Genomic DNA, 17,980 nt, shown 5'->3' on the forward strand with positions numbered 1-17,980 from the left:
CCGTGTTCCACCTGCCACGACGTACCGTCCGGATGCGTCTCGCGCTCCTGTACTTCGGGGTCTTCCTCGCCTCGGGCGCGATCTTGCTGCTCGTCATGATCGCTCTGTACCAGGGCAGCTCGGCCTCGTCCCCGGTCGACCCGGGGACCGTCCCCGGCACGCCGAGGACTCCCGAGCCGTTCAACGAGGGCGGGGAGGAGTCGGAGTTGCGCCGGCTCGTGGTCGCCGCGGGTTTCGCGCTGGCGTTCATGGCGGCGGTGTCGCTGGTGCTCGGCTGGCTGGTGCCGGGCCGGTTCCTGCGGACGCTCCGCACGATCACCGCCGGCGCCCGCCGGATCTCGGCCACGAGCCTGCATGAACGGCTCAACCTGTCCGGCCCCGACGACGAGCTGAAGGAGCTGGGCGACACGTTCGACGACCTGCTGGCCCGGCTTGAGCGCTCGTTCGAGTTCGAGCGGCGGTTCGTGGCCAACGCCTCGCACGAGCTGCGTACACCGCTGGCGACGATGCGGGCGTCGCTGGACGTCGCGATGGCCAAGCCGGCCCCGCTGCACCCGCAGACCGTCACGCTCGCGGACCGGATCAGGCACGAGCTCGACCACGTCGACCGGCTGCTGGAGAGTTTCCTGACGCTCGCGCGCGCCCAGCACGCTCCCGTCGCCGACGAGACGTCGGTGGCGCTCGGCGCCGCCGCCACGGCCGCGCTCGAACGCCGGGAAGCCGCCATCACCGACCTGCGGCTCCGGGTGGAACACGAGACCAGCCCGCAGGCGCGGGTGCGGGGCAGCGAGACCCTGCTGTCCCGGCTGGTCGAAAACGTGATCGACAACGCCGTGACCCACAACCGGCCCGGCGGCTGGATCCGAGTCCGGACCGCGGCAGCCGGAGCCGTCGCCCAGCTGATCGTGGAGAACGGCGGGCCCGTCCTCGCTCAGGACGACCTCGCCGAGCTCACCCGCCCGTTCCGCCGCCTGGGCGCCGACCGCACCGGCTCCGACCGGGGCAGCGGCCTCGGATTGTCGATCGTCGAAGCCATCGCCGAAGTCCACGGCGGCACGGTCGCCCTCGAAGCCCTGCCCGGCGGCGGCCTGCGAGCGACCATCACCCTGCCGCTAGCGCCCACACCCAACACCACGCTCAACACCACGTCCGACGCCACCCCCAACACCACGCCCAGTGCCGCGTCCGGTGCCGCACCCAACGCCACCTCCGACGCTGCGCCCAACGCCACGTCCAGCGCCACGCCTAACGCCACGCCCAGTGCCGCGCCCGACGCTGCGCCTAGCGCCGCGCCCAGTGCCGGTGCAGGGCCAGATGCCGCGTCCGACGCCGTGTCGAGCGTCGGGCCGGTTGCTGGAGGGGGCGCATGAGGGTGCTGGTCGTCGAGGACTCACGCACGTTGGCCGATGTGGTGGCCGAGGGCCTCCGCGACCAGGGGATGGCCGTGGACGTGGCGTACGACGGTCTCGACGCGGCCACCAAGCTCGACGTGCCCTATGACGTGGTCGTGCTCGACCGTGACCTGCCCGGACTGCACGGCGACATTCTCTGCAGGATGATCACCGAGGCGGAGCGGCCGGTCATGGTGCTGATGCTGACCGCGGCGGGCTCTCCCGGTGACCGGGTCAGCGGCCTGAGCCTGGGAGCCGACGACTACCTGGCCAAGCCGTTCCACTTCCCCGAACTGGTGCTGCGGGTCCGGGCGCTGGCGCGCCGCCGTCCCGCCGCCCGCGCCAGGATCCTGCGCGCGGCGGGGATCGAGCTCGACCCCTTGCGGCGCACGGTCATTCGAGACGGGCGAACGCTCGGCCTGTCGGTCAAGGAGTTCGGTGTCCTGGAGGCGCTGCTGCGTGCCGCACCCGCGTTCCTCAGCGCCGAGGACCTGCTGGAACAGGTCTGGGACGAGCACGCCGACCCGTTCACCAACACCGTCCCGGTGACGATCGGCCGGCTGCGGCGCAAGCTCGGTGACCCGCCGGTCATCATGACCACCCCCGGCGTCGGCTACCGCGTCACCGACTTGTAGGCGGTCGCGACCGCCTGGACGCCGTCATGGCGTTGTTCGGGAGACCGTCACGGGGTGTCAGTAAGAGTCCTGCAACCAGGTGCAGGCGCTTTAGTTCCGGAGCGGCAGGTCGACCGGGTCCGGGCCGAGCTGCCGGCGCGCCTGCGGGAGAGCGGATCGAGCCGCCCGCGTTCGGCCACTGACCTCCCTTGTGGGCCGGCATCATCGCCACACCGATCGAGTCCTGCCACATCCTGTGGAGCGATCAAGAACACGGCCCTGCGAGCCAGATCCCCGAGGCCGTTCAGCTGCGGACCGCCACAGGTCAGGTCTGGATCGCCGACCTCGAACGCGCCCCGCTGGACGGCGACACTCGCCGCGCCTACGGCTCCCGGGTCCGGACTTTCCTCGCCTTGCACCTCTCCTCCTTGGGTGGGTCCGACTGGGGGGTGAGGTTGGGATTCGACTGGGGGCTGAGGACTGGGAGAAGGCGGCGGCTGATGCTTTCGGTATGCCGAAACGTGTGACGGCCGCGATCGCGGTCGAGAAGATGACGAAGGGCTACGGGCGGACAGTCGTGGTCGACGACTTGTCGTTCACGGCCAGGGCGGGCGCGGTGACGGGGTTCTTCGGGCCCAATGGCGCGGGCAAGACGACCGCGCTGAAGGTCGTCGTCGGGCTGGCCCGGGCGGACGCGGGCGGCGTACTGATCAATGGAGCACCGCCCGGACGTCTCGACGCGCGGACGGTCGGGGTGGCCATCGAACCGTGCGGGGCGCATCCGGGCCGCAGTGGCCGGGCGCATCTGCGGTCCCTCGCGGCGCTCGCCGGGCTGCCGATGCGGCGGGTCGCGGAGGTGCTGGAGATCGTGGCATTGGAGGGGGCCGCCCGGCGGCGCGTCGGCGCGTACTCGATGGGGATGCGGCAGCGCCTCGGCCTGGCCGCCGCGTTGCTCGGCGATCCCGACATCCTGGTCCTGGACGAACCGGCGAACGGCTTGGACCCGCAGGGCATCCGCTGGCTGCGGACGCTCGTACGGGAACGGGCCGCGTCCGGCCGTACGGTCCTGCTGTCCAGCCATCTGCTGAGCGAGGCCGCGAGCACTGTGGACGATGTCGTGGTGATCGACCGGGGACGGCTCGTACACTCCGGGCCGTTGGACGAGCTGGAACGGGCGGCCGGGCGCGGGGTGTCGGTGTTGTCGCCCGAGCCCGACCGGTTGGCCGCCGTGCTCGACGCGGCGGGTGGCACAAGTGAACGGCAGGCCGATGGGACCTTGCTCGTCGAGGGTTTGGACGAGGCTCGGATCGCCGATCTGGCCGGTCGGGACCGTATCCCGGTGCATCGCCTCACGCCCTGTACGGCTTCGCTGGAGGACGTGTTCCTCGACCTCACCGAAGGGAGCAGGGCATGATCGGGCTGCTCAGAGGTGAGCTCATCAAGACGATGACGACGCGTACGGTGTTCGGCTTCGCGCTTGGCGGGATCGCGTTCACTGTGCTCAACGTGCTGATCGTCGCGAAGGCATCGGGACCGCTCGACGAGCTGCCCGAGAAGAAGGAGGCCCTGTCGGCTCTGCCGATCCTGCTGCTGCTCTGGGGGCTGGTCGGCGCGGCGGGGGAGTACAAGCACCGTACGGCCGCGCCGGCGGCGCTGGTCGGCGGGCACGGCAGGGCGGTGACGTTGCTCGCGAGGATCGTCGCCTACGCGCTGACCGCGCTGGTCCTGGGCGGGCTGATGGTCGCGGTGTCGCTCGGCCTGGGGCTCCCGCTCCTCGCCGGGCACCCAGGCCCGGATCTGGGGGCGGCCGATGTCACCGCGGTCGCGACGGGGAATTTCGTCGCCTTCGTCCTTTCGGCGGTCATGGGTGCGGCGATCGGGGCCCTGTTGCGCAGCCCGGTGCTGGGGGTGGTACTGCTATTGATCGTGAACTTCGCCGTGATTCCGCTGGTCGCGGGCTCGCATGAGGCGCTGACCAACCTGACGCCGTTTGGCGCGGCCGCAGTCCTGGCCCGCATGTCGCACAACACGACCCTGTCGGTCGCCTCGGCGGGCTGGGTGCTGCTGGCCTGGACGGCGCTGCTGGTGGCGGTGGCGCTCGCCTGCGAACAGCGGCGCGACCTGGCGTGAGAATCCCCGAAGCGTTCGGTACGGCGCGCCGCCTGGTGGTGGCACGCCGTACCGTCCTGTTCGACATCGCGCTGGCCGTGGTCACCACGACCGTGGAGCTCGACCGGGTCGACACGCTGCGGATCCTGCCGATCGCCCTCACGCTGGCGGCGGGTGCGGTACTGCTGGCGCGCAGGCGCTTCCCGCTGCAGGTTCTGGTGGTCACAGCCGTTCTGGTGTGGGGCGTGGCGGCGGTCGGCGAATACCCGGGCGGCGCACCCGTCCTGGTCGCCCTCGCCTCCGTCGCCGAGACACGGGACAGGCGCATGTCGGTGGCGGTCGGCATCCCGACCGCGTTCTTCCTGCAGCTGGCCAGCATCTGCTCGCCGCCGCTCACCGTCGGGGCATGGGCGGTCGGCGCGTACGTACGGACCCGCCGGCAGTACGTGGCGGCCCTGGAGGAACGGGCGGCGCAGCTGGAACGTGAGCGAGAACAGCTCGACCGGATCGCCGCGCAGAACGAGCGCACGGTCATCGCCCGGGAACTCCACGATATCGTCGCCCACTCCGTCACGGTCATGTTGCTGGGCGTACGCGGCGCACGGGACGTCCTGCCGACCGCCCCGGACGTCGCGGCCGACACGCTGGGGCGGGTCGAGGAGACCGCCGAGGACAGCCTCGCCGAGCTGCGCCGTATGCTCACGCTGCTGCGCGACCCCGGCGGGACGCCCCAGCTGCGGCCCCAGCCGTCCCTGTCCCAGCTCGACGGCCTGGTCGGCGGCTACCGTGACGCCGGGATGCCCGTGACCCTGGCCGAGTCGGGCGAACGGCGTCCGCTGCCTGGGGGCGTCGAGCTGTCGGTCTACCGGATCATCGAGGAGGCACTGACCAACGTGCTGAAACACGCCGAGCCGACGCGGGTGGAGGTGCTGCTCGCGTTCGCCGCCGACCGGCTGACCGTGACCGTTCACGACGACGGCCGCCCGCCACGTACGGCGGCCGGTTCCGGTGGTCACGGGCTGACCGGCATGCGCGAACGCGTCACGGTCCTCGGCGGCGACCTGACCGCCGGACCGCAGCCGGGCGGCGGCTTCACCGTGACCGCCCGCCTTCCGATCGGAGACGCTCGGTGACCTGCTCATGACCATCCGGCTGCTGCTCGTTGATGACCAGGAACTCATCCGTACCGGCCTGCGGCTGTTCCTCGGCACCCAGGACGGGCTGGAGGTCGTCGGCGAAGCGGCCGACGGCGACGAGGCCCTGGACGTCGCCGCCGCCACCCGCCCCGACGTGGTCCTCATGGACGTCCGGATGCCCCGCGTCGACGGCGTCGAGGCCACCGCACGGCTGACCTCGGCCCCGCTCGACCCCCCGCCGCGCGTGCTGGTCCTGACCACGTTCGACCTGGACGAATACGTCTTCGGCGCGCTGCGGGCGGGCGCTGCGGGCTTCCTGCTCAAGGACGCCTCGCGTGAACGGCTCGTCGAGGCCATCCGGGTGGTCCACGCGGGCGACGCCCTGCTGTCCCCGTCCATCACCCGCCGACTCATCGAGGACTTCGCCTCCCGTACGTCCCCGCTCCGCCCCCCGGAAGCCCTCCTGGCGGCTCTCACCCCCCGCGAACGCGAGGCCCTCATCCTCGTCGCCCGAGGACTGTCCAACACCGAGATCGCCGCCCACCTGGTCGTCACCGAGGCGACGGTCAAGAGCCACGTCGGCAGCGTCTTCGCCAAGCTCCATCTTCGCGACCGCGTCCAGGCCGTCGTCTTCGCGTACGAACACGGCCTGGTCAGCCCCGGCACCCGCTGAATTCGGCCGGGCGTGCGACGTCGTTCGCGAAAAATGATCGTTACGTGCCGATAATTCGGCTTCGCCGCAGATCGCCATCGGCGGGACCGTACAGGACGAAGGTGAGCTCACCGCCGCGAAGCGGCGCAGGCGCTCAAGGAATGGCATCCCGTCACCACATCGCGGCCCGCGCCGGAACGGGGGCGGCGACGTCGAAGAGGCGGAGGGCCGCCCGGCGGTCTGAGCTGTCGCGTTCCCTCCCTGCTCCTCGACCGCCGCGGCGGGCGTCTGTCGACCCGGGCTGTCGACCAGCTCATGGACGAACTCGCCACCGACGCCGACATCGACGACGCGGGTGCCCTCGCCCTGTCCGCCCACACCCTCGCGACCAACCGCGTCGAGGCTTGGTGTCGGTGACGGCGGTGTGCGGCTAAGGCACGTACGCCGCCTGCCACCGCTGATCGCGCGCACGCCGCCCGGCGCCACGGTGGCGCGTGCCGTCGAACCTCGCTGCCGTCGCGTTGCGCGGCCGGAGCGGGGACCCTTCATCCGCCTGCTACAACGGGGCCGTCACACGTTGCAGCCCGTCGGTGACAAGTCTGTCGGCGTTGCGGCCAATGCGGGGGTCATGTCCTTCGGGATACCTATTGTGACTGTCCATGTGCGATGCGTTGCATTGCTCGTGTCGCCGCTCTGCTCCGGCCCGCGCAGGCCTTCAAGGCGCCGATGGCGTGCGTGCAGGTCGAGCTCGACAGTCACCGGAGGTATCCATGCGACGTGGCCTTCTCAAAACCGCCGCGCTGACGGCAGCCGCGATGCTCACCCTCACCATGACCCAGCCGGCGCACGCTCATGGGACGGCGCACCACGCCGTCGCCGATGAAGCCCTTTTCGAGATCACCGACATCACCCGCGAGCGCTTCGTCATCAAGCTCACCGATCCCGCTGAGATCAAGCACGCGAGAGACCTGGTGAACGGCGAGACCACAGATCGACCCCACGTCGTCGGGCGCATCATCAAACGCAGCGCCCCCTACAACCCTCGATGGAGCTATCACTTCAACCCGGCCACCATCGACTTCTTCGATATGGCCATCGAGGTCTGCGACGCGACGATCCCCTACGTCGAAGACCACCTGGACGAGACGGGCGGCGCGTTCCTGCCCGGCTTGGTGTGGTGCCCGTGGACATCGCGCCTGGTACGAGAGATCAGATGAGCGGTTGTCACCACCCGCAGGCCAGGTGACCTGGCTGCCAGTCTCCTGGCCCTCCGTCCCGGCCAGGCGCCGGGACGGTGTCGGGGTGACATGCCGTAACCGCGGCCGCAAGACCACCGACTACGAATCGGACAAGACCTTTCGCGGTGCCCATCGCCGGCGAACGGATCGAGTGGGGTCACCGCCCACCTGCTCCAGAGGGGGCGACAAGATCGGTAACCTGCGGGTCACCGTCGTGGGCGCCGATCCAGGCACCCGGTGCGCTCTTGGACGAAGACGAGCCGCTCGCCCCCCGAGCGGGTTGGCTGCCCTCAGTTGGTCGTTGAGACGTGACCGAGGCGTTCGGCACGTCCGGGTGATCGTCTTCGGCCACCAGGTATCGGCGGTCTGCAAAGTGAGCGCGCCAGGGGAAGGTGATGACACCCTGACCGTCCGCCAGGGCAGAACGCCACCATCAACAGTGATGCCCGAACGGCCGATCGCCACCTCACCGAAGGTCAGGGTGCGTCCGGCTCGGTAGTCGTCGACGAGCGGCGACTCCACGGCGCGTTCGGTACGTTCCGCCAGCTCGTGCAGTGCCGACTCGCGATACCGTCGGGCGCTGACCGACGTCCCGTCCCGGCCGTTGAACACCAGCGCGTCCATCTCAGGGGTGCCCTCCGCGTCGCGGAACGTGGCCGCCACGGACTCGACCTGCGCCCACGACAGGACTTGAGGGGCGACTGGTCGGTGATCCCTCGCGGGTAGCAGAACAGCTGCCCGGAGAACGGAGACTCGATCCGCATCACGATCATGGAAAGCAGCAAGCCCACCACGAGACCGCCGAGCACCACGAGCGTTCCGCTGATGGGATCGAATTCGGTCAACACGACGCCGGTCGGGACGATGACGGCGGTCGGCAGCCATGGCAGAACGTTCAGCAGACCGTCCTCGTAGGCCGTCATACCAGATCGGGGTGTCGGTAAGACTCGTGCAACCAGGTACACGCGATTGAGTTCGCCCAGGTCAGCAGCACGCTATTGATCGGTAGGGAAGCGTCCGACGGCGTCTTCGAGGTCGGCGTGGGTGGGCAGGGTGTACCGACGGGTGGTGTCGAGGCGGGCATGGCCGAGTAGGCCTTCGGCACTACAATGCCGAGCTTTCGGTTAGTGCTCCGGCTTCTTGGCTGTCCACTCCCCGTCGGCTCTAATCGTGACCGTATCCGGCATGATCAGAGAGGGCAGGTTCGGGACATGCGCAGAAGGATTCTTCCCATCGCACTCGCCGCGGGCGTGGCGGTGTCCGCTTTGCCGGCGCAGCAATCCGCCGGCGCCGCCTCGACGGATTCCGCGCGGGTCGACGCGTCATCGTCCGGTCCGGCCGAGACGCTGGGGAACGGTTGCCGCCGGGTCTACCCCGGGAACTCGCCGAGCAGCGGTGCCTACGCGCCCGTCCGCATCTGTGTGAGCGGCACCAGCTTCCTGGTCACCGGCTGGGTCTACGACCGGAAGTCGGACAAGCGCCGGGCATGTGCCAGCCTCAAGTACGAACGCAAGTCCCACGCGGGCTGGAAGAAGCAGACCGTCTACATCGGCTGCGCCAACGGCAAGGGCAAGCGCAAGAAGATCCACTGGGATCACGCGAGCGCCCGGAAGCCGATGGTGGCCGCTTGCACTGCCAACATGAACGGCCGATCCTGCACTCGATACCTCTAGCGGACAGCGACACGGCCGCGTCTTGCAGCCGATCTTCGCCCCTGGTGGCGGAACCTGACCCGGAGGCCGGTCCGGTGCGGTGCGTATCGGACCGGCCTTCGGCTCGTCATGGGGTCGGTGGTCTCTCTTCTGCCATCGGGCGCAGCTGCGGCAGGAGGGAGTCGAGCCTGGCGCACAACGCGGCGTCCGGCCGCAGCGTGGGCAGGCGGTGCTCGTTGTCGTGCAGGAGGCCCAGCCGCTTCATGAAGTATTTGATCGGTATGGGGTTGGTGTCCCAGAACACCGCCCGGTTGAGGGTGAACAGCGCGTAGTGCAGCCGTCGCGCCGTGGCGAGGTCGTCCGCGGCGACGGCTTCACAGAGCCGGTTAACGGGGGTGGGCGCCAGGTTGCCGACGGCGTTCATGAGGCCGGCGCCGCCAATGGCGAGCATCGGAAAGGACAGCTCCTCGCGACGCGCTCGACAGCCTGCTGTCACCTGGCGTCGGCATTGATATCGGCCGTCGCGGCAAGGGCTACACCAACGGCCAGCACCGCGCTCAGGCGCTTCTGGACGCTGGCGTACGCCGCACCTTGGTCATCCTCTGGGACCCCCCGACTGCCTCTTGAGCGCCTAAGGCGGAGCTGGTGGGGCGGGCTCGGCGTACCGCCGCTGGATGTGCGGGGCGAGGAACTCGGTAAAGAACTCCTCGGGGTTATTGAACGCTCGCGTGCGCTCTTCTTCGTCCTCCGCCGGGGGCTCGTCCTGCGGACCGCCATCCTCAAGCAGGTCGTCGTCGGGTTCGTCGCCGAGCTCGGGCGGCGTCCAGCTGTCGAGGTCGGCGCTCATCGGTGGCGCTCACCCTCGGGCTTCATCGTCGGGGACCTCCTGCAACTGGTGACGGGCCATCTCGGTGGGCGGGGCGCCAGCACCCGGCGATCGACGAAAGATCCCTTAGCGCTCCATCAGCGGCACCGCTGACGTGGGCGGACTCACCCGGGTGTACCTGGTTGCACGAGTCTTACCGACACCCCAGATCGCTCGGCATGCCGAACCCGTGTTCGTCCGCGAGCCGATCGGCCCGCCGACGATTCTCCGACTCCGCACGCCGCCTCTTGGCCTTCCGCATGCCCGCTATCGTCCATGAGTCGCTCAGGCCGCGCCAGTGCACTGCATATGGTGCCGCCCGGTCCGGGCTCCGCCGCGAAATCCACATGGGGCCATTCGCCGCGCCACAACTCCCGCAACCGCCATGGCAGCCGAACGACGACGGAGGGCCGAAAGCCGAGGTCGGCAGCGGTGTAGGAACGTGGCGACGACGCGTTGCTCAACCCAGTGCTGTACGGCCGTACCGCACTGGTTGCACCTCCCGGAATTTCTATCGGCCAATCGCGGTAGCGCGATTCAACCGCTCGTTCGATGTGCCGACCGGAGCCTGGCCCATAGCTTTTACCTGCAGCACCTGTTCGATCGTGACGAATTCGTTCGCGACGATAGATAGGAGCATCGAAATGAAGACCAGGCAGACGACCCTCCCCGACGCCAACCCGAAGGCAACGGTCATGCGGAAGACGCTCGCGGCAGCGGTCATTGCGACGGCGGCGGCCGGTGTGATGGCATCTTCTCCGGCGGCTCACGCCGCGGCCGGCACGGCCGCGTCCACGCAATCGGCCACCCAGACCGTCAGCGCCACGCCAGGCGACCAGGTATCCGCACCCGCGAAGAAGCGCTACCGGGTAACCATTCGGCAAGCGCGCTCCGAAGGGGTGGTGGGTCTGACGCGAGGCGGGGTGGTCATCACGGGGATCACCACCGACCACTCGTGCCGGGACGGGGCCTCGTACACCAAGGTCACCGCCGGGCGCAAGGTAGTGCGGCTCGGGTATGCCTGTGGTTCCCGGACGGGATTCCAGCGCAAGCTCCCGGTCCGTGCGCTCAAGATCCAGGTGTGTACCGTCCGTCCTGGAAAGTGCTCCGCGCCGGTGTCGATCCGCTTTCGGTAGCCAAGCTCCAGTAACCAACACACGACGCTGACCGCATGGACCGCCGAGCGCAGGCGGCCTCGATCACGCTGACGCCATCGGCCGGCCCAAACACCATGGGCCGGCCGATGCGCCTTCTGCCGAGATCGCGCCATCCGCGAAGACCCACGCCTCCGGACCGTAGGTTTCCTCAACCACGACCGTGTCCACCGCCCGCCGCCCGCACGACGGAAGCGAACAAGAACGAGAACGTCGAATGCTTAGCCGCTAATCAGCGGCACTTGAACCGGCGTTGGGAGCCGTACGTGTGGTTGCCGGCCGGCCACGTCGCCATGTAGGCGCGGTAGGTGTAGGTAGAGCCTTTCTTGCATCCCTTGCTCAGGGATGCGGCTCCGCTGCCCCAGCACTTACTGGTGGTGAGTGTCTGCCACCCGTACCAGCGCTTGCGCTGGAGCACGCCCGTGTATTGCGTTGAACGCTTGCAGCCGGATGATGACCAGACGGTGACGTGCACGGTACGACCGCTGAGGTACGTAGGGTTGGGTCCCCTATTTGCATTGGCTGCGGGCGCGGTGGAAATGCTGGCCTCGATCGAGGCCTCGGCGGGCGTGGCTGCCGCGACAGCCGTCCCGCCGGGCTCGCCTCCGTTCCAACCTCTGCGGTATGTGGACTGACCGTGAACGCGGTGGCCGACGTGTTCCTCGGGTAGCTGCGTGATCCGCACACCTGAGGGATCGGGATCGGCGAGCCTGCCATGCGCCAAGGACGTCGCGGGCAGGCGGGCGCAGGCCTGGTGGACGCCGGGGGCAGCCGCCGTCGCCGGCCGTCACGTGCCTGGCGGGGCTGACAGGAGTTGCGCCAGGGCGTTGCGCAGCGGTGGTGAGTCACGTAGCTGCAGGAAGCGTCGCAGGACCGGCACGGCATCGCGGTAGCCGCGTAGGCCAAGGCCCAACCCCTCGGCATGGTTCATCGCGTGGAGGATCGCCTCGGCTCCGTCCAGCAGCGCCTCGTCTGGATGCGGTGCCTGGATCGCGGCACGCAGGTCACAGCTCACCGCGACCGTTCCGGCGTAGTAGCTGGGGAGCGGGGCTGACTCGCCGGGTACGGCGTGCCTGAGGAGCCAGGCCTTGATCACCGACCTTGAGGTGCCGCACAGGGCCCGGACGGGATAGACGCGAGCCCATTCGGTGGTCCGGCGGGCGATCCACCACAGCGTCATATCGGGCTCGGGCATCCGTTGGAGGATCTCCACGACGGCCGGGCTGAAGGAGTCTCCCAGTATGGCGAGGGCCGAAAGACAGTCCAGGTCCTCGGGCTCGGCGACTCCTTGCAAGAGCGCCAGGCCGACTTGAACGGGCTGCCGGTCCTCACCCGTTCTCACCAGCCGACGCCCCAGATCACGCAGCCGCCCGCGGTCCACGTCGCAGGTCACCGGCTGCAGGACGCTGGGCAGCCGGTACCAAGACGGGCAGGAGTCGACCAGGGCGAGAGTCCGGTAAAGCCGGGCGTAGTCGGACACACCATCGAAGTAGGCCCCGATCGCCGTCCTGGTCTGCCGGGCTCCGGCTTGGCCGGCCAGGAGTGACCGATCACGGCCGTAGTAAGCAACGTGATCGGGGAACGGGCGCCCCTGGTCAGGTAGCGGCCCGTCCGGATGCTGACGCAGCAGCCGCTTGGCGTGTTCGTACAGGGAGAGCCCGCCGTCGTGCGGCGGACCGGCGCTCATCGAGCCGGGCGGTGACCGCCCTTCCTGTTGATCATCGCCCCATCATGCCCCGGAACGTCGGCTTGGTCGAGGTCGCCTGGCAGATAGGGCCCGCCGGTTTGCGTCGGCGGGCCCTTGTGGTCGGTCAGGTGATCCAGCTGGCGCAGTCGGTGACGGCCACCCATCGATGCGAGGAGATGCTGTTGTCAATCAAGATCGGGAAGATCGGGCCGTAGTAGAGGTTGTCCGTCAGGTTGTCGGCGTACTTCTCACCCCGGGCGAGGTGCCGAGGAGTAGGAGAAGCCCTGCCGGTTCATGCAGTCCTTGATGAGCCGCTGTTCGGCATCGAAGATCCGCAGCTCCTCGACGTTCGTGAGATCACGCTCCGGAACGATCGCCGTCTTCGGAATCGGGTCACGCTCTGGTTCCGAGCAGGGCGGGTGCCAGCTTCTCCAACTGGCCGAGCATGGCCGGTAGGTCGTCGGCCACCGGTGTGATGAGTACATGGTCGGCGCCGGCGTCCAGGTGTTCGCCGATCCGGCGTGCGATGGCCATCTCGTCGCCCCAGGCGTGTGTCGCGTCGATGAGGCGGTCGCTCATCTGGCCGAGGTCCTCCTCTGTGAAGCCGAGCCGCCGGAAGTTGTCGGTGTAGGCACGCAGGCCGGCGCCCTGCCGGGTGCTCTCACGCAGCTTGCCGCGCGCCGTGGCCGGGTCTGTCTCCAGCAGTACCGAGTGCTGCGGGATCAGCAGTTTGCCCGGCCCGAGGATCTCGCGGGCGAGTGCGGTGTGCTCGACGGGGACATGGAACGGCTGGGCGCCGTCGGCATGGTCGCGTGCCAGCGCGAGCATCTTGGGTCCGATGGCGGCCAGGACACGTGGGAACGGCGCGTCCGGCACGATGGAGATCTTGGCCATGCCGGGCGGCATGGGCGGCCCGGCGTTCATCTCGTCAAGGTAGTCACGCATCTTCCGCAGCGGCCGCCATTCGTGCGCGCCTACCGACTGGGCCTGGAAGGGATGGCCGACGCCCACTCCCAGGATGAACCTGCCTGGGTAGGCGTCGGCGAGCGTGGCAGCGCCACCTTGCAGGGTGGCGCCGTGCCGGGCCCAGACATTGGCGATCCCTGTGCCCACCACCATCCTGCGGGTCACCGCCAGGTAGAGGCCGTGCTGGGCGAACGTGTCCTTGCCGCCCACGGTCTCGCCCGCCCAGACCGAGCCGTATCCCAGCGCCTCGATCCTGGCGATCGCGCGTCGTTCCACGTCGGCGCCCACCTGCCCGTACGCGACCTTCTTGAGCCACACTCCGACTCGTCCCAGCCGTAGCCGGGCGTCACGTACCACCGCGTCGTTGCCCATGGGAGTTCCCTTTCCGCCTTTAAGATGAGGGTGCCTCCGAATATACGGAGGCGCCCTCCGTTTAACAAGGAGCCCCATGGACGACGCACCTGCGCGGCCGATGCGCGCGGACGCGCGGCGCAACTACCAGCGGTTGCTCGCCGCGGCCCAGGCCCTCGTCTGCGAAGAGGGAACCGACGCCTCGCTGGAGGAGATCGCCCGGCGGGCCGGGCTCGGGATCGGGACGCTCTACCGGCATTTCCCCACGCGCGAGGCACTGCTGGAGACCTTGCTCCGCGAACACTTCGAGGCGATGCGCGCCCGCGCGGAGCAACTCCTGCGGGCGCCGGATCCCCTCCAAGCCCTCATCGGCTGGCTGCGCACGTTCAGCCGGGGAACCAGCGCCTACCGGGGACTGGCCGACTCGATGATGGCGGCCCTGCGGGACGAGACGTCGCGGCTCCATGCCTCATGCCAGGGCATGCGCGGGGCCGGGCAGGACCTGCTCGTCCGTGCGCAGGCGGCGGGTGCCGTGCGGCCCGACGTGACGACACTGGATCTGTTCCTGTACGCCAACGCGGCCGCGTGGGCGGCCGAGCGGGTGCCCGCAGATCCCGAGGTCGGCGAACGGTTCCTGAGGACCATCATCGACGGCCTGCGCACGCGGACGGACGAGGACGCATCGTGAAATCAGCCCGCGTTCTACCGGGTAGCGGCCGGGACGAGCGGGTCGAGTCGTCCGTCTGTCAGGTCGAACACGTGCAGCCCTTGCTTGCTGGTCACGGCCAGGGCTTGCTCGTTCGGCAGCCAGCAGCAGTCCATCGGGTTCCTGCCGTCCTTCAAGTTCGCGTAGAGCCGGATCGTTGTCTCGATCTCGCCGCTGGCGGCGGCCCAGATACGTACCGTGTGGTCACCGACCGAGGCCAGGCGAGTGCCGTCGGGTGAGATGCCGAGCAGGCGGTTGGAACCATCGATCTTCCGGCTTGGCAGGTCCGGGGCGGTCATAGGACCGTGGCCGCCGACACGGCCGGATCGTCTCCGATGCGCAGCCGCAGGCGACGACGAAGAAGTGATCGTCGTGGACCTGCGCGAGCAGCCGGCCGATCTCCAGGCCCGCGAGGAGGCTGGGTGCAGGAATTAGCGGTGGCCCGGGGAGCGGTGTTGGCCGCGTGCGGACGGTTCTAAGACCGGCTCATCGGTCGGCTGTGGTTGCGGGCTCGACGGCCGCGGCTCCGGCGGCGCGTAGTTGTTGCAGGTCGGGGATGTGGTTGTAGAGGGTGCCGACGGAGATGCCGAGGAGTTTGGCGATGGAGGTGACCGAGCGCCCGGGGTCGGGGAGTAGGTCGCGGGCGGCTTTGAGGAGCCCTGCGTCGACGACGGTGGGGCGTCCGCCGGTGCGGCCGCGGGTGCGTAGGTCGGCGACCATGGTGATGAGGTCCTTGAGGGAGCGGCCGTAGCGGTCCAGGGAGGGGACCACCAGGGTGTCGCTCGCCTGCAGGAGGCGTGGCAGGCTTCGAGCTCGGGTCGGTCGGCGCTGCGGCCCTTGGGATACCGGTAGCGATCAAGAACTTTTCGTCGGATACGGCTCTGAGCTGCGGAGGCACTTCGGCTGCGTTGGCCTGTGGATGTACCGGGATAAGGGACCCTTATCCGGCACATCGCCGCCCATCCGGGTGGTTGACCTGCGGCTCCACCTCCACGACGACCGAGTGACTCGGACACGTTATCCGGTACATGCGGACAATCCAGCGATTCCTTCGACCGGACTACCGAGACCCCGGATCGGGACGGCCAGACGCTGCGATGGCCAGCCTGAAATCGGTGCCATGGGTGCGGGTCGAGCGGCGCGGTGGTGCTGGCGTTCGATGCCTTGCGTGGGAAGGAAGTGCGCGGCCGTGTCCAGGCGGTCGGCGGGTGCTGTCGGCCCCGAGGACGACGTCCCGCTGAACGGGCGCGGACGCTCGTTCAGCGGGACGTGGATGGGTGGTCAGGTGCGTTCGTTCATGGCTGCGGTCTGCTGGTCAGCAGGTGCAGGTGCCGGTGTTGTTGGTGCCGGGGACCCCGCCGGCGCCGACGAGGCCGTCGAGGCCGTTGACGATGCTGATGGTGTCGGCGCCGTCGTTGATGGTCCCGGTGTTGCCGGCACCGCCGGCGCCCTGGGCGCCGCCGTTGCCTGCGGCGCCGCCGGGACCGGCGCATCCGGTACCGCCGTTGCCGCCAGCGCCGCCGTTGCCGCCCTTGCCGCCGGTGGCGGTGATGGTGTCGCCGCCGGCATCACCGTTGATGCTGCCGGTGTTGCTGATGCCGCCGGCTCCGCCGGCACCGCCGGTGCCGCCTGCGCCGCCGGGCTGCACCGCGCTGGAGCCGTTGCCGCCCTTGCCGCCGACGGCGCCGTTGCCGCCGATGCCGCCGTTGGTCTTGAGGGTGTCGTTGCCGGCACCGCCGTTGAGGGTCCCGGAGTTGCCGATGCCGCCGGCTCCACCGGCACCGCCGATGCCACCTGCGCCGCCGCCGTGACCGCAGCCGCCCAGACCGCCGACTCCAGCGGTGCCGCCGGCGCCGCCGTTGGCGGTGACGTTGTCGGTGCCGGCATCGCCGACACCACCGTTGAGGGTTCCGGAGTTACCGACGCCGCCGGCTCCGGCGGCACCGCCGATGCCACCTGCGCCTGCACCACCGGCGACCGGGCCGCTGTTGCCGCCTTTGCCGCCCGCGCCGCCGTTGCCGCCCTTGCCCGCGTTGACGGTCACGGTGTCGTTGCCGGCATTGCCGGTGATGGTCCCGGCGTTCCCTGTGCCGCCGACCCCGCCGACACCGCCGTTACCGCCGGCACCACCGGCGCCGCTCAGCAGTCCGGCCCCTCCGACGCCGCCGTTACCGCCGTTACCACCGGCGCCGCCGGTGACGGTGACGACGTCGGTGCCGGCACCGCCGTCGACGACGCCGGAAGCGCCGACGGCCGGGCCGCCGGCGCCGCCGGCGCCGCCGTCACCACCGGCACTGCCGGCCGGGGTCCCCACCGTGCCGCCTGCACCGGCCGCACCGCTGGCGCCGATGGCGCCGGCGGTGCCGGTGAGGTTGATGGTGTCGTTGCCGGCGAGCGCGTCGATGGTGCCGTTGACGGGACCACCGGTCACGGTGATGGTGTTGGCGGACGCGGTGCCGGTGAGGGTCTGCCCGGCGGCGATTCCCGCGGTGCACACGAAGTTGTTCCCGGTCTGGGTGCACCCGGGCGGAAGAGCGGCGTGAGCCGCGGGAGCGGCCATCAAGGTGAACCCGGCCACGGTGGCCATCCCGATCAGGGCCCGGCAGGTCCGGCGGGTCATGGTCATGCGTGCTGTCGATCTCATCATCAGCCTCCACCCTGGGGTGGATCGTGCCGTGATCTGGCGGTGTGCGGACGGGCCGCTGCGCCAGACCACAGCTGCGGAGAATCCCGGCAGGATGGCGGATGCGAAACCCGGTTCGGCGGAGCTAACCGCGCTCATTGCGGTCGCATCACGCCACCGGGGTCCCGAGTGACATCACCCAACGTATATGCTCCGCTTCACCGCGTATAGGTGGCGTGGGTGAGGTCTGACGACTAAAAGGTTAGATAACCGACGCGGAGCCGATCCGGCCCGTGACCTCGACGACGCTGGACTTCCCCGGGTCTCACAGCCCAGATCGAGGTGCTGCAGATGCTGCTCGACGAGGACGACCCGCTGGTCGACCTGGTACAGCGAGGCACCGAGTGCGACGCCGAAATGTACACGCTGTGCATCCCCGACCCCCACCGCGCCGACGCGGCCCGGTACTGCTGGCAGACCGACCGCATCGAGAGCGGCCACCCGGTGTTCGTGGAGCTAGAGCTCGGCGGTCTGCGCGCTGCTGCACGAGGTCCTCGGCGCTGCTGACGTCGCCCAAGCCGGCGGAGTCCGCATCACCAACGCGCAATCCGCTATCCAGTGGTCACCGTAATACCGGAGGCATGGCCGATCGAGGTCCAGGACCCGGTCGTCGATGTGGTCACCATCGGGACCGCCGTGGACTTCCCGGTCAGCCGCTCGCGCGTTCGCCGAACTGGCCGCCGCCATCCAGCACCTGCGCGCGACCGGCACCCTGCCCCTTTTCCCGACATCCGGCCCGTCGACCACCGCGGAGCAGCCATGAGATCCCATCCCGG

At 69.6% G+C, this 17,980-nt stretch carries 19 protein-coding genes; 12 read left to right on the forward strand and 7 right to left on the reverse strand.

The genetic code is table 11. The features are described 5' to 3' along the window. Positions 1-32 precede the first annotated feature (32 nt). The 8 genes from ABD333_RS43155 (at position 33) to ABD333_RS43190 (ending at position 8,813) form a co-directional block, all read left to right on the forward strand. Entirely contained in the window at positions 33-1,370 is a 1,338-nt protein-coding gene (locus ABD333_RS43155; protein ID WP_344548466.1) for a sensor histidine kinase, read from the forward strand. Beyond that, on the forward strand, positions 1,367-2,026 hold the full coding sequence (locus tag ABD333_RS43160; protein ID WP_344548467.1) for a response regulator transcription factor: 660 nt from the start codon (positions 1,367-1,369) through the stop codon (positions 2,024-2,026). The genes ABD333_RS43155 and ABD333_RS43160 overlap by 4 nt, the downstream gene beginning before the upstream one ends. Positions 2,027-2,516: 490 nt before the next feature. Next, positions 2,517-3,419: an ABC transporter ATP-binding protein gene (locus ABD333_RS43165; protein WP_344548468.1), complete on the forward strand. Its 903-nt coding sequence runs from the start codon at positions 2,517-2,519 to the stop codon at positions 3,417-3,419. Next, positions 3,416-4,135, forward strand: a complete 720-nt coding sequence (locus tag ABD333_RS43170) for a hypothetical protein (RefSeq protein ID WP_344548469.1) — start codon at positions 3,416-3,418, stop codon at positions 4,133-4,135. Before ABD333_RS43165 ends, ABD333_RS43170 begins: the two co-directional genes overlap by 4 nt. Continuing rightward, positions 4,132-5,247, forward strand: coding sequence for a sensor histidine kinase (locus tag ABD333_RS43175; RefSeq protein WP_344548470.1), 1,116 nt, complete (start codon positions 4,132-4,134; stop codon positions 5,245-5,247). The genes ABD333_RS43170 and ABD333_RS43175 overlap by 4 nt, the downstream gene beginning before the upstream one ends. Before the next feature lie 7 nt (positions 5,248-5,254). Then, positions 5,255-5,923 (forward strand): response regulator, encoded by a 669-nt coding sequence (locus ABD333_RS43180; RefSeq protein WP_344548471.1) that lies wholly within the window; start codon positions 5,255-5,257, stop codon positions 5,921-5,923. 749 nt (positions 5,924-6,672) lie between these two features. Then, positions 6,673-7,119 carry a BP74-related protein gene (locus tag ABD333_RS43185; protein WP_344548472.1) on the forward strand — a complete coding sequence of 149 codons (447 nt, stop codon included), beginning with the start codon at positions 6,673-6,675 and terminating at the stop codon, positions 7,117-7,119. 1,232 nt (positions 7,120-8,351) lie between these two features. After that, positions 8,352-8,813, forward strand: a complete 462-nt coding sequence (locus ABD333_RS43190) for a hypothetical protein (RefSeq protein ID WP_344548473.1) — start codon at positions 8,352-8,354, stop codon at positions 8,811-8,813. 106 nt (positions 8,814-8,919) lie between these two features. Here ABD333_RS43190 and ABD333_RS43195 read toward each other — a convergent pair whose 3' ends face one another. Then, positions 8,920-9,288 carry a dihydrodipicolinate synthase family protein gene (locus ABD333_RS43195; protein WP_344548474.1) on the reverse strand — a complete coding sequence of 123 codons (369 nt, stop codon included), beginning with the start codon at positions 9,286-9,288 and terminating at the stop codon, positions 8,920-8,922. A 135-nt stretch (positions 9,289-9,423) separates the two neighbouring features. Then, positions 9,424-9,639 carry a hypothetical protein gene (locus ABD333_RS43200; protein WP_344548475.1) on the reverse strand — a complete coding sequence of 72 codons (216 nt, stop codon included), beginning with the start codon at positions 9,637-9,639 and terminating at the stop codon, positions 9,424-9,426. 662 nt (positions 9,640-10,301) lie between these two features. On the opposite strand from ABD333_RS43200, the gene ABD333_RS43205 reads away from it, so the two are divergent. After that, the gene (locus ABD333_RS43205) at positions 10,302-10,793 is read left to right on the forward strand and encodes a hypothetical protein (protein WP_344548476.1); all 492 of its coding nucleotides are present in this window, start codon (positions 10,302-10,304) and stop codon (positions 10,791-10,793) included. 805 nt (positions 10,794-11,598) lie between these two features. On the opposite strand, the gene ABD333_RS43210 is transcribed toward ABD333_RS43205, so the two are convergent. After that, positions 11,599-12,498, reverse strand: coding sequence for a hypothetical protein (locus tag ABD333_RS43210; RefSeq protein WP_344548477.1), 900 nt, complete (start codon positions 12,496-12,498; stop codon positions 11,599-11,601). Between the two features lie 11 nt (positions 12,499-12,509). On the opposite strand from ABD333_RS43210, the gene ABD333_RS43215 reads away from it, so the two are divergent. Beyond that, positions 12,510-12,713 carry a hypothetical protein gene (locus tag ABD333_RS43215; RefSeq protein ID WP_344548478.1) on the forward strand — a complete coding sequence of 68 codons (204 nt, stop codon included), beginning with the start codon at positions 12,510-12,512 and terminating at the stop codon, positions 12,711-12,713. Positions 12,714-12,891: 178 nt separating this feature from the next. Here the strand turns inward: ABD333_RS43215 and ABD333_RS43220 are convergent, their stop codons facing one another. Continuing rightward, positions 12,892-13,836: a TIGR03620 family F420-dependent LLM class oxidoreductase gene (locus ABD333_RS43220; RefSeq protein WP_344548479.1), complete on the reverse strand. Its 945-nt coding sequence runs from the start codon at positions 13,834-13,836 to the stop codon at positions 12,892-12,894. Positions 13,837-13,912: 76 nt separating this feature from the next. Between ABD333_RS43220 and ABD333_RS43225 the strand changes: the two genes are divergently transcribed. Then, the gene (locus ABD333_RS43225) at positions 13,913-14,503 is read left to right on the forward strand and encodes a TetR/AcrR family transcriptional regulator (RefSeq protein ID WP_344548480.1); all 591 of its coding nucleotides are present in this window, start codon (positions 13,913-13,915) and stop codon (positions 14,501-14,503) included. 14 nt (positions 14,504-14,517) lie between these two features. Here the strand turns inward: ABD333_RS43225 and ABD333_RS43230 are convergent, their stop codons facing one another. From ABD333_RS43230 to ABD333_RS43240, 3 genes are all read right to left on the reverse strand, one after another. Next, positions 14,518-14,820 carry a hypothetical protein gene (locus ABD333_RS43230; RefSeq protein WP_344548481.1) on the reverse strand — a complete coding sequence of 101 codons (303 nt, stop codon included), beginning with the start codon at positions 14,818-14,820 and terminating at the stop codon, positions 14,518-14,520. Positions 14,821-15,007: 187 nt separating this feature from the next. Beyond that, a complete protein-coding gene (locus ABD333_RS43235; RefSeq protein WP_344548482.1) occupies positions 15,008-15,292 on the reverse strand; it encodes a hypothetical protein in 285 nt (94 codons plus the stop codon). 544 nt (positions 15,293-15,836) lie between these two features. Beyond that, positions 15,837-17,168: a hypothetical protein gene (locus tag ABD333_RS43240; RefSeq protein WP_344548483.1), complete on the reverse strand. Its 1,332-nt coding sequence runs from the start codon at positions 17,166-17,168 to the stop codon at positions 15,837-15,839. A 327-nt stretch (positions 17,169-17,495) separates the two neighbouring features. Here ABD333_RS43240 and ABD333_RS43245 point away from each other — a divergent pair, with 327 nt between their 5' ends. Continuing rightward, complete coding sequence (locus ABD333_RS43245; protein WP_344548484.1) at positions 17,496-17,711, forward strand: hypothetical protein; 216 nt, start codon at positions 17,496-17,498, stop codon at positions 17,709-17,711. The last annotated feature ends 269 nt before the right edge of the window (positions 17,712-17,980 follow it).

Origin of the sequence: Actinomadura fulvescens (assembly GCF_039533225.1) — a bacterium.
GTDB classification, from domain to species: Bacteria; Actinomycetota; Actinomycetes; order Streptosporangiales; family Streptosporangiaceae; genus Spirillospora; species Spirillospora fulvescens.